Source organism: Bacteroidota bacterium (assembly GCA_039714315.1).
Lineage (GTDB): Bacteria > Bacteroidota > Bacteroidia > Flavobacteriales > JADGDT01 > JADGDT01.
On the sequence record JBDLJM010000078.1, the window covers coordinates 1 to 14,853 of the forward strand.

Consider the following 14,853-nt stretch of genomic DNA (forward strand, 5'->3'; position numbering starts at 1 on the left):
GTTCTCTTTTAGTATTCTCAAGACCGGAGAAGAAGGTTATGACCCTCAGAACATCTCTGTACCTCAACCACCTATAAACATTACAGAAAGGTCCTGGTTATATTATTTTAGATATCTTATTCGAGGAAAGTATTTATCCGAAAACTCAAGACAGTCCAATTGTATCGGAACGGATTGAATCAAGTGAAAGACTTACTGTTACAACTCCCACAATAGAATCAATTCTAGGAGATAAACTTACTGCCTTTGCACCCAATACAACAGGTATTTTGTATGGTAAAGGAAAAGGTCAGGAAATCATTAAGCAGTTGTTCGATATTTCTTGTCTATATGACGAGGTAGATAATGTTTCAGATGCTTATGAAAGTTTTAATACTACTGTTCAAAAAGAATTAAAATATAGAAACCTTGACGTATCTCAGATTGAAGTATTGGATGATATAACCAATACATCCATTTTATTAGCAAAAAGAGAGAAAAACAAGTTGTCTCATGAAAAAGAATATTTCAAAGAATTACAACAAGGCTTAAAACAATTTGGTAGTTTTTTAATAGAAGGGGCTTTCACAATTGAGGATGCAATAATAGCTTCGGCCAAAGCAGCAATAATTGCCAATAGATTAAAGAAAAATAATCTTACACAACTCCCAATATTTTCGGATCAGGATGTTAGTGAGTTAAAAATAGAAGGTGAATTAAACTTTTTAAATAAGCTTAAAAAACTAAAAGATAAGTCAGCATTTTTCTATTGGTGGCAAGTAGTTAACGAGCTATAGCAATAATAAACTTGAATTTTATAAGAAGCAACTAATCGAACTGAAAGAATAATATGAATAACGGCACCAACGCCCCATCAAACCAAACCTTGAACAAGTGGTTTGATGATATATTAAGCTTTTTAAAAAGGTATTTATCACTGAAAAACAAAGACGAAAGAGAATTTTAATTAACGAGCTTTCTTTGGTAGCGAAGTGTATAAAAATTTCAAGCACCCCCAGAAGAGACACTTGTAAGATTCAATATTCCAACACCTTAAACCTGCAACCCATCCTTATTCTCATTTAAATAACTGTCCAATTTTCTTTGGATATAAAATTCCGTATAAGCTTTTAAAATGTAACAGCATCTTAACATCCTTGTATTAGCTCTGTAATAATGATGCTTTTTATTTGCAGTGTAAAAATTAATTAATAAACGAAATGAAAATGAAAAAAATATTCTTAATCATGTTGATAGTTGCTAGTGCAATAAATGCTAGTGCAATTAACGAAAAGGGGGACGAAGCAAAAACAAAAAATTCTAAGTCTGTTACTTTATTGCAAGGAACAGTACTCGAAGATGTAGAAGGAGAAAAAACTCCAATTCAATTTGCAATGGTTTCGTGCAAAGGAACAGATCTGAATACATTTACCGACAAAAACGGAGAATTTAACATGCAGATTAAAGAACCCGGTAAATATACACTACGTTTTAGTTATGCAGGTTATAAAGTTGTAGAAAAAGAAGTTGATGTAGTAAAATCGACAATTTTAAATTGTGATATAATTAAAGAAAAGTAACACTATTTAGAAGTTATTTTAAATAACAAGGTTGATTTTTGATGAAAAAGATTTCTTTATTACTGCTTACTTTAACAGTGAGTCTGAGCTTATATGCCCAACAGAAAACAATTAGTGGAGTAGTTTACGAGGAAGTAAATGGCGAAAAAGTACCACTTCCATTTGCCAATGTTTTTGTTCCCGGAACTACAAGAGGTACTACTTCTGATATTGATGGAAAATACATTCTGTCGGTTACCGACCAAGATAAATTTGCTAAAGTTAGTTTTATTGGATACGGAGATATTCAAGAAAAAATTCCAGCTTTAGATGACGCTAATATTGTAATAGATTTTACAATGAGTCAAGGAGGAGGAGTGGCACTCGACGATGTTGTTGTTGTAGCTCGAAAAAATACTGAAAGTGAAAGTGTCTTAATGATAGAGCAAAAAAACGCTGTTAAAAGTGTCGAATATATAGGCTCGCAAAATATGAGTATCCAAGGTGTTTCTGATGCAGCCGGAGCTGTGACAAAACTTTCAGGAATAAGCAAACAGGAGGGGTCGAAATCTCTAAATGTTCGTGGATTAGGAGATAGGTACAATACTACAACTTTAAATGGTTTACCTCTTCCTTCAAATAATCCCGAATTGAAAAACTTTGACCTAGGACTTTTCAATTCAGATGTAATATCGCATATTGAAGTTGAGAAAACCTATAATAGCAATCTTAACGGTGATTTTGGTGGTGCTAATATCGATATCAATTCTAAGGTATTAAACGATGATCAGTTTTTAGAAGTTGCGTTAGCTTATTCTTTAAATTCAAACGTATTACTTCCGGAAAGATTTTTCCTTGCAAGTGTAGGAAACACAAGTGGTTTTTATAATGGTGATAATCCAAATACCGATGCTATTGTAAATGGAAATTCGTATAATTTCGAAAATTCATGGAATCCGAATACACACAATCCTTTTATAAGCGGAAGTGCTGCAATTACCGGAGGAAAAAAATACGATATCGGCGATGGTGAACTAAGAACATTCTTTAATATATCTTTCGATAGTGATTATAATTATACCGAGAAAATAGAGAGAGTAGCTAATGCATCGGGGTTTGCTCTAACAGATTTACAAGGCACAGAATTCTCATATAATACTCAAACAACAGGTTTATTAAATCTAAACTTTACAAAAGACAATAGTAGCTACTATTTCAACTCTTTATTTGTAAATGGTAGTGAGCAAGAATTAACAACACTTTACGGCGAAATTAGAGACGTTAGTGCTAATAAAGATGGGTTGGTTAGAAGAGGACAGTTTCAACGTAATACAATCCTTGTTAATCAATTGTTAGGTACACACAATCTGGATGAAAAAACAGATTTCGAATGGGGCTTATCATATAACACCTTAACTAATACAGTTCCCGACAGGCAACAAAATACATATGAGGTTTATGACCCTAATACAAATATTGGAGAATTAGATCCTTTTTCATCAGGACGTAACTTTAGATATTACCAAAGCTTCGACGAAAACGAAATAGCGGCAAACCTGAATTTCTCCAGAAAGTTTGGATTGGATAAGGAAAACGATACATATAAAGGAAAATGGAATGTAGGATATTCAGGAAAATTCAAATTCAGAAACTTTAATTCTGTTCAGTATAACCACCAGGTTTTTCGCGAAGCAAATAATCAGAATATTAGAGTAGATATTAACGATGTAGATAGTTTCTTAAACGAGCAAAATTACCTAAACAATAGATTTGATGTAAAAACTATTAAGGTAAATGGTGAGCACGGTTTTAAATACAACGGTTATAGCTATGTAAATGGAGGATTTGGGTTATTAGAATACAATATCAATAACAGGCTAAATATGCTCACTGGTTTAAGAGTAGAAAATATTCACCAAAGTATAAGTTATTTATCGTCTCAAAATACAACCGGCTTAGAAGAAAGCACACAGTTTAACAAGCTTTCAGTATTACCTAGTGTATCATTCAAATACAGGTTAAACGATAAAGCTAACCTACGTTTAGCTGCATCAAAAACATATACATTACCACAATTACAAGAAATGCCTTTAATTGTTTTTGAAGGAATTAGTGATGATACTTACGGTAACCCATATATATATCCTTCTGATGTTTACAACACCGATTTAAAATGGGAATACTTCCCTAAAAATGGAGAAATGTTCAGCGCAACAACCTTTGGAAAATACATTGTTAATCCAATTAACAAATTTGCAGCAAACTCTAGTTTTAGCGAATATACAAGTGCCAATACCGGCGACTGGGGATATGTTTACGGAATTGAATTAGAAGCTAGAAAAACGCTTTTCAACTTTAGCGACGACGATAACATCGATAAGATTCAAGTATCCGGAAATTTAACCTTGATGCAAACAATACAGGAGTTAGATTCAGAAAAGGTAGCTAGCGAAACTAATGGGTACTTTTATTCTAACTTCAATAAAAACAAAGATGCCTTACAAGGAGCAGCTCCAATTTTGGCAAATATGTCGCTGAGTTATGCTAAAAAGTGGAACGAGCAAAAAAATACTGCAAACATATCTATAATCTATAATTATATATCAGATAGAATTTACTCACTAGGGCACACATCTATGGGTAATCAAGTTGATAAGGCTGTTAATACAGTGGACTTTGTAGTAAAAACCGGTTTTGATAAAGTAGGAGTTTCGTTTAAGGCACAAAATCTTTTAAATCCTTCTATCGATAGAGTTCAAGTAAACGAAACAAGCAATGTACTTGTTAATTCATATAAACGCGGAAGAAAAATTAATATTTCAATAACATATAAATTTTAACTTAACAATTCTTTTAAAAATGAAAACAATTAACAAATCTTTATTACTTATTCTAGTTGCAGCTGTATTTATGTTTAGCTGTGAAAAAGAAGACACACCTGATAACAATAATAATGTTATCGAAGGAAATCAATTAGGCAGTGTTACTTTAACAGAGTCGGCTACTTTAGATGCAGCCACTGCATACCAATTAAACGGGGTACTTACAGTACAAGAAGGCGCTGTTTTAACTATCCCGGCAGGAACTGTAATTACTGCAGAGGGAGGAACAACTTCGTATGTAATGATAGAGCAAGGAGCTCAAATTTTGGCAGAAGGTACTGCTACAAACCCTATTGTTTTTACTTCAACAGTAAAAGAACCGGCTAGCTGGGGAGGATTAGTTATTTGTGGGTACGCTCCAACAAATAAACCGGGAACTTCAGAAGTAGGAAATAAGCCTTATGGTGGAGATGATGCTGACGACAATTCAGGAGTATTAAAATATGTAAGAGTTGAATACTCCGGATACAACTTTACCGATGAAAAACAGTTTAACGGAGTTTCTTTATTTGCTGTAGGTAGTGGAACTACTGTAAGTTATGTTTCTTCTTATAACGGAAACGACGACGGGATCGAATTCTTTGGAGGTACAGTAGATGCCGACCACTTAGTTTCTATCAATAGTGGTGATGATGGAATTGATTTTGCTGACGGATGGCAAGGATCGGGAAGTTACTGGTATGCTTATAACTCAACAAAATCCGGTATCGAAGGATCTAACAACGGTTCATCCGGTGCAGCAACTCCAATGACAAATGGAACATTTACAAATATGACAATTTACAGAATGGGAGAGAAACCATGGTTCTTAAAAGAAGGATCCGGAGTTCAGGCTATCGATAATATAATCATCGGAGGTTTAGCCGATAATAAAGGTCACGCTTACTTTTTTGCACAAGCCGATGATGTTGATACGTTTGATCGTATTTCTGCCGGAGAAATTACAGTTACTAACGCAAACTTTGTAAATGTGGGTGCAGGTAATGATGTAAAAGCTGTTGAAGGAATTACAGTAGGAGAAAATGCTTCGGCAACTGGTGCAGGAGAATACACAGATGCAACAACTATGCAACCTACTTGGGCTGATGGTTGGGCAGCACCTTCAAATTAATTTAGTATATTTATATAATAGTTTAATTATTATTATTATTATCAATTAGGGGTAGGTCTTTGGCCTACCCTCTCTAATAATAAAAAAATGCAAAAAAAGTTATTAATATTTGTCTTATCCATTTCGTTTATAACAACAATTATTGCTCAGAACATCGAGATTAATAAGGAATATTTTTTATCAATAGGCGAAACTGAAAGTTTCGAATATGTAAATAGAAGCAAAGAAATTAAACATTGCGAATTATACTTAGAAACCTTTCTCGAAAGTAAGTATAAGGACGATGTTACTAAGATTTACGATAAGGCTTTTTATATTGAGGCATACGATGTTGCAACAACAAAATTTGAAGTAGACAGTTTACAACTTTACCTTCAAAAATTTCCAAACGGAAAATATCAACGAAAGGCAGAAATGGCTGTAGATATAATTAGTTGGCAAAAGGCAAAAGCCGAAAATACGCCAGAATCTATAAAAGCCTATTTAGAAAAATTTCCAAATGGTAGAGCTGCAAAAATAGCACAAAAAGAGCTTGAAAAGTTTTAGATTCATAACATTGTAATATCTTCGGTTTAAATTTTGTTGTTTAGATATTATCAATATTTTACTTAGCTAATATTAAAATGAATAAAAAGAAAATATTAATTGCCGACGATGAAAGGGATATTAGCGAAATTTTAAAGTTTAACTTGGTTTCGGAATATGATTTAACCATTGTTTACTCAGCCGAAGAAGCACTTGAGTTAGAATTAGAGCAATTCGATTTATTTATTCTCGATGTAATGATGGAAGAAATTTCAGGGTTTCAGTTAGCTGATATTATACGTCACGAAAAAAACTTAAATACTCCAATTATTTTTCTAACTGCAAAAAATACTGAGAATGATCTTTTAACAGGCTTTAGTATTGGTGGTGACGATTATATAAAAAAACCATTTTCTATAAACGAAGTAAAGGCAAGAGTTTATTCAGTTCTAAAACGTTCTAATAAAAAGCAGCTGCTTATTAATAAAGATGATGTATTTATTTATAAGGATTTAGAAGTTTCCGAGAAGTCAAAAGAAGTTAAAATCAATCAAGAAGTATTAAACCTCACAAAAAAAGAATTAGAAATTTTAAATCTTCTAATAAAAAATAAAGATGAAATTTTTTCGAGGGAAGATATTTTCAAACATGTTTGGGATAGTGAATCTTTTGTAGGTGATAGAACAATCGATGTTCATATTACCCGGTTGAGAAAAAAACTTGGCGACTACGGAAAGTGTATAGTAAACCGAGTAGGCTACGGCTACAAGTTTGAAACAAAATAGACATGGGGCAAAAGACTTACATACCTTATAAAACAAGAATAATTGTAACCTTTGTTTCGATGTTTTTTTTATTTGCCGGAACAGTAACAGTTTACCAATATCAAAGAGAAAAAGAAACAAAAATCTTATCTATAGAAAACACTCTTTGTCAATATTCTGATATAATATTTAATCACCTTAATAAAAACAACGACTATACTTACGTTGATAGTCTTGTAGAGTTATTTCCTGTTGAAAACTTACGAGTTACAGTAATTGATTTATCAGGAAAGGTATTGTTTGATAATGCAGTACGCGACGTAAAAGAATTAGATAATCACGGAAGTAGGCCGGAAATATTATCAGCCAAAAGTAATACCAAAGGTTATAATATTAGAAAATCTGCAACCACAGGAAAAGAATATTTTTACTTTGCCAAAAATTACGAAAACCTATTTGTGCGTTCGTCGTTAATTTATAATATCCCTGTGATTAATCAGCTAAAAGTAGATACACTTTTTATATTAATTACTGCAATAATTTTTATTGTATTCTTAATCATAGCCCTGTTTGTAGCCGATAAACTGGGTGATTCAATTTTAGTTTTAAAAAATTTTGCAATCAATGCAAAAAATAATAAAGAACAACAAAGTACCATTATCGATAAACTTCCAAACGATGAGCTAGGTGTAATCGCTCAAGAAATTATTACTCTTTATAGTGATATTAATAAGGCAAAAAATATATTATCTATAGAGCGTGAAAAGCTTAATAATCATTTTCAATACTCGAGTAAAGGAATTGCTATTTTCAATGAAAAGAGAGAAAATATTTTTGTTAATCCTTTATTTATACAATATATCAACATAATTTTAACCAAAAGCAACGTAGTATCTGAAGATATTTTTAAATCAAAAATTTTTAAAGGGGTAATAGGTTTTGTAGATAAAAAGTTGACAGATAATTCAAAGGGTAAAATTTATAACTATAATGAAAATATAGAAAGTAACGGAAAATATTTTGAGATAAATGCAAGTGTGTTTTTTGATAAAAGTTTCGAAATTTCTATTGCTGATATAACTAAAGATGAAAAAAGAAGAATTCTAAAACATGAAATTACCGGAAATATTGCTCATGAACTAAAAACGCCGGTTACTATAGTAAAAGGTTATTTAGAAACAATTACCGAAAATAAGGATCTGGAGAGCGAGCAATCTGATTACTTTTTGAGCAGATCTATTGAGCAAATCAATAGGCTTGTTGATATTATTAATGAAATTAGCATTATTTCTAAACTAGAAGAAGCCCCTAACCATTATGAAATAGAGGAATTAAATTTAAATGAAATTCTTAATAATATCAAAATCTATCTTGGTGTAAAGCTAGATAAGAAAAATATTATTTTACATATAAATTTATTTGAAGGGGTAATTATTACAGGAAATAAAACCCTTATACATTCTATTTTTCAAAATTTAATAGACAATTCTATAAAATACGCAGGCGAAAATACTACTATCGAAATTAATACTTATTTAGAAGACGATACTCACTATTATTTCTCATATAGAGATAATGGTCCAGGAATACCAGAAGAACACATCCAAAGGATTTTTGAACGATTTTACAGGGTAAGCAAAGGAAGGTCAAGAAGTACAGGAGGATCCGGTTTGGGACTTTCTATTGTAAAAAATGCAGTACAATTTCACAAAGGCGTAATAAATGCCAAAATCCATAAAAATGGAGGATTAGAGTTTGTTTTTTCTCTTGGAAAGAAGAGCGATAGAGTGAATAAATTATAATACATTAAAAAATTAGTACAGTTCTTTATAAGAGAAAAAGTCAGAAAAAGAAAACACCCAAACCATTAAATTTTAACAGTTTGAGTGTTTAGATTTCTGAAGGAAGACAAAAGGGGCAGAGTTTAGCTTTTTAGCTATCTAAATTGCACTGGATAGGCCGAATTTAGCTCTTTAGCTTCCTAAATGACAACAGGATAGTCAGAATTCAGCTTTTTAGCTTTCTAAAAGACGACAGGATAGTCAGAATTGGCTTTTTAGCTTTCTAAAAGACGACAGGATAATCAGAATTGACTTTTTAGCTTTCTAAATTGTAAGAATATATTAGGAAAATAACTTTTAAGAAGTTGTAAGTAAAGGGATGCAAGTCCTGGGTCGGATTTAGTCTTAGCAACCTTTAAAGTAAAAGCCTGTCACGCTTTTTTATAGTGTGATGCCAGCGAGCTAAAATACTTTGATTTTAATAGTGCATTCAGAAATTCATTTATATGTTAATTCTGGTTATTTCTTTTTTTTATGCTTCAGCACCTCTGCATCTATATGAAAAATGATATCTTCTGCTATATTTTTTATATGGTCACCAGTACGTTCTATTTTTTTTGTGGTAGCAAATAATAAGAGAAAAGGTTTAACTTCAGATGGACTTTCTTTGATTAGTTTGCTAATAGCATTAAAAGCCTTTCCGTTAATCTTGTTTAGTTTCACATCTTTTTTGTACACATCTCTGGCTAGTTTTGAGTTGCCTTCTTCGTAAGCCTTGTGGATGTCGGTCATCATAGAAATGGCAATGTCAAACATCTTAGACATCTGTATTTTCTCCAGGGCTTCTTCAGGAATTGGCTTGGCAATATCAATTACATAGCCTGCAATACTATCCGCATAATCTCCTATTCGTTCTAAGTCGGAATTGATTTTAAGTGAAGCTATTACAAACCTTAAATCAGTAGCTACCGGCTGAAACAATACACAGATGTTTTCGCAGATTCTGTCGATGTTAAGTTCTAAAGCATTAATCAATTTTTCGCTATGAATAACGTCATGGGCTAATCCTTCATCGTTGTAAAGGAATGCGCCTTTTGCTTTTTCTAGCTGCGAAATGCAAAGTTTCATCATTTCTAGAATGGTGTCTTGCAGTTCTTTTAATTCTGTCTCCAAATGATTCATGGTTTTCTGATTTATTATCCGAATCGGCCGCTGATGTAATTCTCAGTACGTTCATTTTCGGGATTTGTAAATATTTTTTGTGTTGGTCCGTTTTCGATTAATTTGCCCATGTAAAAGAAAGCTGTTTCATCACTAATCCTACCGGCTTGTTGCATATTGTGCGTTACAATTACAATAGTATATTTTTCTCGTAGCTGAAAAATAAGATCCTCAATTTTTGCTGTAGAAATTGGATCAAGAGCGGAGGTGGGTTCGTCCATAAGAATTACAGAAGGTTCTACCGCAAGTGTTCGGGCAATACAAAGACGTTGTTGCTGTCCACCGGAAAGTGCTAAGGCCGGTTTTTTTAGATTGTCTTTAACCTCATTCCACAAATCGGCTAGTGTAAGTGCGGTTTGAACACGCTCATTAATAAAAGCCTTGTCTTTAATTCCTTGAATTTTTAATCCATAGGATACATTGTTGTATATAGATTTAGGAAAAGGGTTCGGCTTTTGAAATACCATGCCAACATCTTTCCTGAGTTGTTCTACATCTACTTTTTTACCTGTAATCTCTTTTCCGTCTAATTTGATTATACCTTTCATGCTAAAAGAATCAATGTAATCATTCATTCTATTAAATAGCCTGAGGAAGGTAGATTTTCCACAGCCCGATGGACCTATAAAGGCCGTAACCGAATTCTCTTTCATTCCGATAGAAACATTTTTTATCGCATGGAATTGCCCGTAAAACACGTCCGTATTTATAGCTTCTATCTTAAATGCCTCCGGTGCCAAATCATTGAATTGATCTTCTTTAGCTTTCTCCTTGTGTTCTATTGTTGAGCTCATATTGTTTTTACAAATTAATATTTTTCTGCCATCGGTTTCTAAAGTAAACTGCTATGCCATTCATTACGAATGTGATTACAAGCAGAATTATAATGGCTGCTGCTGCGTTGGTTATAAATCCGTGTTGTGGTCTGCTTATCCAATTAAATATTTGCATTGGCAAAACAGAAAATTCGTCCATTGGCGATTGAGGTGCAAATGGTACGTATGCCAATGCGCCAATTACAATTAAAGGTGCCGTTTCTCCAACTGCTCTCGATAACGCCAGGATAACCCCTGTTAAAATACCTCCAATTGAAGCAGGTAAGGTCTGGTGCCAAATAGTCTGCCATTTAGTTGCACCCATTGCAAAAGATGCCTCCTTAATTGTTGATGGCACCGCTTTTATAGATTCTCTCGTTGCCACAATAATAATTGGCAGAATAAGTAGTGAAAGGGTTAAACTGCCCGCTAATACACTTGCGCCTAAATTCATTATACGTACAAAGATTTCTAAACCAAGCAAACCGTATATGATGGAAGGTACGCCTGCCAAATTAGAAATATTGATCTCCAGTATGTTTGCAAATCTAGACTTCTTACCATATTCTTCCAGGTATATTCCTGCTGCAGCACCTATCGGAAATGCGATGACTGCTGTTAGGCCTAATATCCATATAGACCCCATCATTGCTGTCCAAATACCGGCTTTTTCCGGTTTACGAGAAGGGAGAGAGGTAAGAAAGTCCCAATCTATTCTCATTATTCCATCAACCAAAATATCCCCAATAAAAAGAACCAGCAAAAGCAAGGCAAGCAATGTGCTTCCCAACCCCCACACCATGAAGATTTGGTCTTTCAGTTTATTCCTTTTAGCTCTATTCATACTTCTGCTGATATTTTTTTCTTATCCAAAAGCTAACGGTGTTTAACATTAAAGTGAACACAAACAATGTTATTCCTGCTGCGAATATAGTTTTGTATTCCAGCGATCCGTGAGGCACATCACCCAAGCTTACTTGCACAATGTATGCAGTAATGGTTTCAATTGGAACTGTCGGATCCAATGTTAATCGAGGTTGTTGTCCGGCAGCAATGGCTACGATCATTGTTTCACCTACGGCTCTGGAAATAGCTAGGATTATAGATACTACTATTCCCGATGATGCAGCAGGAACAGCTACACGAAAGGCGGTTTGCAGTCTTGTTGATCCCATTCCATAAGCGGCTTCTCTTAGTGCTTTAGGTACAGCATTTAGTGCATCTTCACTTAATGAAGAAATAAATGGGATAATCATAATGCCCATAACAATGCCGGCAGAAAGCGCACTGAACCCGCTCATACCGGGAATAAATTGTTGAAGGATAGGTGTTACCACCATCAAAGCAAAAAAACCATACACTACAGTGGGAACGGCGGCCAACAATTCTAATAATGGCTTTAGAGTTTTTCTAAATCCCTTTGGAGCATATTCGCTTAGGTAAATGGCAACCGTTAAACCAATTGGAAGGGCAACGGCAATTGCAATGAAAGTTGTAAGTAATGTGCCAACCAATAGTGGCATTATCCCAAAATGTTTATTGGTAAATAGGGGTGTCCATTCCGGGTCGGTTAAAAATTCAACGATGGATACTTCAGAAAAAAAACTAAATGCTTCAATAGCGAGCACCAATATGATCCCAATGGTGGTTAGGATGGTAATGGCTGCGCTCAATCTTAGCAGCTGTTCTATTATTTGCTCTCTAACTTTCATTTTATTTGTGCGCTAAAACCTGACTATTAGCTAGCCAGGTTTTATCATAATCAAGTGAGTTAAATCAAATATTATTAATTGCCGGCAAAAGATTTAAAGTTGTCTTTTTGTTTTTGATATTCTGCTTTAGGAAGCGGGATATAGCCAACATCTTTAGAAAGCTCATCGGCATTATCCAGATAAAAGTTAACAAATTCTATCACTTCCAGTCTTTCAACAGCTTTACTGTTTACATAGATAAAAAGCGGTCGGGATAAAGGAGCGTAAGAGCCATCTTTAACTGTTTCTAAAGAAGGAGCAACGGGGCCGTTACCACCATCAACCGCTACTAAAGAAAGTTTATCTTTATTTTCTTCGTAATAAGCCAATCCGAAGAACCCTAAACCATATTTGTCACCGGCAATACCCTGAACCAATACGTTATCATCTTCGCTCGCTGTGAAATCACCTCTACTGGCACCACTCTCACCAACGATAGCTTCAGTAAAATAATCGTAAGTACCAGAGGCAGTTCCGGGTCCGAATAAGTGAATTTCTTCATCAGGCCATCCGTCTCTAATTTGGTTCCATTTAATAATTTGTCCTTGTGCTGCCGGCTCCCAAAGTTTCTTCAACTCTTCTACTGTAAAATGATCCACCCAGTCGTTGGAAGGGTTGATGAGAACTGCCAAACCATCATAAGCAACACTTAGCTCTAAATAAGAAATATTGTTCTCTTTACAGATTTCAATCTCCCTGTCTTTAATTGGCCTTGAAGCATCTGAGATGTCTGTTTCGCCTCTTGCGAATTTTTTGAAACCGCCTCCTGTTCCGGAAACACCAATAGTAACTTTAACCCTTGGCTGTTCGTTTCTGAATTCTTCGGCTACTGCTTCTGTAACCGGGTATACTGTACTGGAACCATCTATGGCAATGCTTCCTGATAATTCTGTTGTTGCGCTTTTGTTTTCAGCGTCTTGTTGATTTTCAGAGTTGCCCCCTCCACAAGCAGTAAATATAGTAATGACTGCTGCTAAAATTATTGCTTTTGTCTTCATCTTTTACTTCTTAACCTGTTTCACACAATATATACCTTATATATTACTCAAATCTTAATAGACTATTAAATGTTTGTTAATTCACGATAGTGATAAAGCCTTGTCTCCGTGATGGATACTGGTATAAACTTAATGTTATGTTTACCTTCATTCCTCACATCACAGAAAACTGAGATTAACTTATCAAGGTAACGGATAAGTTTTGAGGGGAATTAAAATTTTAAGATTAACTAGGGGAAATCAAGTGAATATATTATTGATGATTTTTATCAAAAAAACACATTACAAATGATAAAATAATCCAAAAATGTAGGAAAGTGAATGATAACAACTAATAATTCTACTGTCACCCAAACTGTCACAAAAAAAAACTCAGTAAACACTGAGGGTTTCGGGTTTTTCAGCGGAGAAAGAGGATGTGAAACAACTGCAAAGCAATCATGAACTCCTATTAAGTAATAACTTGTGAATAACCCTTAGCGCAAAAAACATTCTACAACAGCTTTCAATTCAGGCATATTTTGTAACCTTGCATCATAAATTTCAATCATGACTATACCCGAAATTATAGCGTTAATAATATCCGGAATTGCAGTAGGATTCATCAACACTCTCGCCGGTGGCGGAAGTATTATTTCACTTTCAATATTGATGTTTCTGGGGCTTCCTGCAGGTATTGCCAACGGTACAAACCGAATTGCAATAACCCTGCAAACTATTACTGCCACAATTAATTTCAAAAAAAATAATATTCTTGACAGCAAGAAAGGTATAAGGCTAGGTATACCTACAATAATAGGTTCTATACTGGGAGCTTACATTGCAATTGATATCAACGAAGATATATTTGAAAAAGCAATGGCGATTATTATGATAATCATGGTAATTTTCATTTTCCTAAGACCAAACAGATGGTTACTGAACAAACAGGAATTAATAGATAAAAAAGTAAGTATATGGCAATATATTCTTTTCTTTTTTATAGGTATTTACGGTGGTTTTCTTCATGTAGGTATTGGTTACTTTTTACTTGCTTCGATTGTTTTAGGTGCCGGTTATAATCTGGTAAAAGCCAATGCCATAAAAATTTTGATAGTGATGATGTACGTTCCCTTCAGTCTGGCTGTATTTATTTGGAACGATCAGGTAAACTATAAATACGGGCTTATATTATCTATAGGAAATGTAATTGGGGCTTATGTAGCTTCCAAATATGCAATAACGCGGGGAGCGGAATTTGTTCGCTGGGTAATTCTTGTTGTAGTGCTACTTACCGCAGCAAATATTTTTGGTTTTATTGATTTGAACGACGCTTTTCGATTGATAAAAGGATAGGATTAGATGTTGGACTTTAGACTTAGTAATAATACCGCTAGGGATAGAAACGGCACCCCGGAGCAAAAAATATTATGAACAAACTATTGAGGAAGCGACTAAAAGGAGCTCCCGGAAATGTATTGTAAATAT

The 14,853-nt window shown here is 34.0% G+C and carries 12 protein-coding genes and 1 pseudogene; 8 read left to right on the forward strand and 5 right to left on the reverse strand.

All coding sequences use genetic code 11. The annotated features are described in order from the left end of the window. Nucleotides 1–98: 98 nt before the first annotated feature. The 7 genes and pseudogenes from ABFR62_08835 (at nucleotide 99) to ABFR62_08865 (ending at nucleotide 8,622) form a co-directional block, all read left to right on the forward strand. Nucleotides 99–776, forward strand: a pseudogene (locus ABFR62_08835) (nucleotidyl transferase AbiEii/AbiGii toxin family protein). Nucleotides 777–1,205: 429 nt separating this feature from the next. After that, on the forward strand, nucleotides 1,206–1,559 hold the full coding sequence (locus ABFR62_08840) for a carboxypeptidase-like regulatory domain-containing protein (GenBank protein ID MEN8138527.1): 354 nt from the start codon (nucleotides 1,206–1,208) through the stop codon (nucleotides 1,557–1,559). 41 nt (nucleotides 1,560–1,600) lie between these two features. Next, a complete protein-coding gene (locus tag ABFR62_08845) occupies nucleotides 1,601–4,378 on the forward strand; it encodes a TonB-dependent receptor (GenBank protein MEN8138528.1) in 2,778 nt (925 codons plus the stop codon). Nucleotides 4,379–4,397: 19 nt separating this feature from the next. Beyond that, the gene (locus tag ABFR62_08850) at nucleotides 4,398–5,531 is read left to right on the forward strand and encodes a hypothetical protein (GenBank protein MEN8138529.1); all 1,134 of its coding nucleotides are present in this window, start codon (nucleotides 4,398–4,400) and stop codon (nucleotides 5,529–5,531) included. Between the two features lie 87 nt (nucleotides 5,532–5,618). Then, the gene (locus tag ABFR62_08855; GenBank protein MEN8138530.1) at nucleotides 5,619–6,077 is read left to right on the forward strand and encodes a hypothetical protein; all 459 of its coding nucleotides are present in this window, start codon (nucleotides 5,619–5,621) and stop codon (nucleotides 6,075–6,077) included. A gap of 77 nt (nucleotides 6,078–6,154) precedes the next feature. Further along, the gene (locus ABFR62_08860) at nucleotides 6,155–6,841 is read left to right on the forward strand and encodes a response regulator transcription factor (protein MEN8138531.1); all 687 of its coding nucleotides are present in this window, start codon (nucleotides 6,155–6,157) and stop codon (nucleotides 6,839–6,841) included. A 2-nt stretch (nucleotides 6,842–6,843) separates the two neighbouring features. After that, the gene (locus ABFR62_08865) at nucleotides 6,844–8,622 is read left to right on the forward strand and encodes an ATP-binding protein (GenBank protein MEN8138532.1); all 1,779 of its coding nucleotides are present in this window, start codon (nucleotides 6,844–6,846) and stop codon (nucleotides 8,620–8,622) included. Between the two features lie 498 nt (nucleotides 8,623–9,120). Here ABFR62_08865 and phoU read toward each other — a convergent pair whose 3' ends face one another. From phoU to ABFR62_08890, 5 genes are all read right to left on the reverse strand, one after another. Further along, complete coding sequence (gene phoU, locus ABFR62_08870; protein MEN8138533.1) at nucleotides 9,121–9,783, reverse strand: phosphate signaling complex protein PhoU; 663 nt, start codon at nucleotides 9,781–9,783, stop codon at nucleotides 9,121–9,123. 14 nt (nucleotides 9,784–9,797) lie between these two features. Further along, nucleotides 9,798–10,616, reverse strand: coding sequence for a phosphate ABC transporter ATP-binding protein PstB (pstB, locus tag ABFR62_08875; GenBank protein MEN8138534.1), 819 nt, complete (start codon nucleotides 10,614–10,616; stop codon nucleotides 9,798–9,800). A 7-nt stretch (nucleotides 10,617–10,623) separates the two neighbouring features. Beyond that, complete coding sequence (gene pstA, locus ABFR62_08880) at nucleotides 10,624–11,481, reverse strand: phosphate ABC transporter permease PstA (GenBank protein ID MEN8138535.1); 858 nt, start codon at nucleotides 11,479–11,481, stop codon at nucleotides 10,624–10,626. Next, a complete protein-coding gene (gene pstC / locus ABFR62_08885; GenBank protein MEN8138536.1) occupies nucleotides 11,474–12,349 on the reverse strand; it encodes a phosphate ABC transporter permease subunit PstC in 876 nt (291 codons plus the stop codon). Before pstC ends, pstA begins: the two co-directional genes overlap by 8 nt. A 74-nt stretch (nucleotides 12,350–12,423) precedes the next feature. Continuing rightward, nucleotides 12,424–13,386: a PstS family phosphate ABC transporter substrate-binding protein gene (locus ABFR62_08890; GenBank protein MEN8138537.1), complete on the reverse strand. Its 963-nt coding sequence runs from the start codon at nucleotides 13,384–13,386 to the stop codon at nucleotides 12,424–12,426. Nucleotides 13,387–13,935: 549 nt separating this feature from the next. Here ABFR62_08890 and ABFR62_08895 point away from each other — a divergent pair. Further along, nucleotides 13,936–14,721 (forward strand): sulfite exporter TauE/SafE family protein, encoded by a 786-nt coding sequence (locus tag ABFR62_08895; protein ID MEN8138538.1) that lies wholly within the window; start codon nucleotides 13,936–13,938, stop codon nucleotides 14,719–14,721. Nucleotides 14,722–14,853: the final 132 nt, after the last annotated feature.

What these genes read in the sequence shown, in the direction of transcription:
- ABFR62_08840 (MEN8138527.1), top strand. Translation starts at nt 1,206, where the DNA reads ATGAAAAAAATATTCTTAATCATGTTGATAGTTGCTAGTGCAATAAAT.
- ABFR62_08845 (MEN8138528.1), top strand. Translation starts at nt 1,601, where the DNA reads ATGAAAAAGATTTCTTTATTACTGCTTACTTTAACAGTGAGTCTGAGC.
- ABFR62_08850 (MEN8138529.1), top strand. Translation starts at nt 4,398, where the DNA reads ATGAAAACAATTAACAAATCTTTATTACTTATTCTAGTTGCAGCTGTA.
- ABFR62_08855 (MEN8138530.1), top strand. Translation starts at nt 5,619, where the DNA reads ATGCAAAAAAAGTTATTAATATTTGTCTTATCCATTTCGTTTATAACA.
- ABFR62_08860 (MEN8138531.1), top strand. Translation starts at nt 6,155, where the DNA reads ATGAATAAAAAGAAAATATTAATTGCCGACGATGAAAGGGATATTAGC.
- ABFR62_08865 (MEN8138532.1), top strand. Translation starts at nt 6,844, where the DNA reads ATGGGGCAAAAGACTTACATACCTTATAAAACAAGAATAATTGTAACC.
- phoU (MEN8138533.1), bottom strand. Translation starts at nt 9,783, where the DNA reads ATGAATCATTTGGAGACAGAATTAAAAGAACTGCAAGACACCATTCTA.
- pstB (MEN8138534.1), bottom strand. Translation starts at nt 10,616, where the DNA reads ATGAGCTCAACAATAGAACACAAGGAGAAAGCTAAAGAAGATCAATTC.
- pstA (MEN8138535.1), bottom strand. Translation starts at nt 11,481, where the DNA reads ATGAATAGAGCTAAAAGGAATAAACTGAAAGACCAAATCTTCATGGTG.
- pstC (MEN8138536.1), bottom strand. Translation starts at nt 12,349, where the DNA reads ATGAAAGTTAGAGAGCAAATAATAGAACAGCTGCTAAGATTGAGCGCA.
- ABFR62_08890 (MEN8138537.1), bottom strand. Translation starts at nt 13,386, where the DNA reads ATGAAGACAAAAGCAATAATTTTAGCAGCAGTCATTACTATATTTACT.
- ABFR62_08895 (MEN8138538.1), top strand. Translation starts at nt 13,936, where the DNA reads ATGACTATACCCGAAATTATAGCGTTAATAATATCCGGAATTGCAGTA.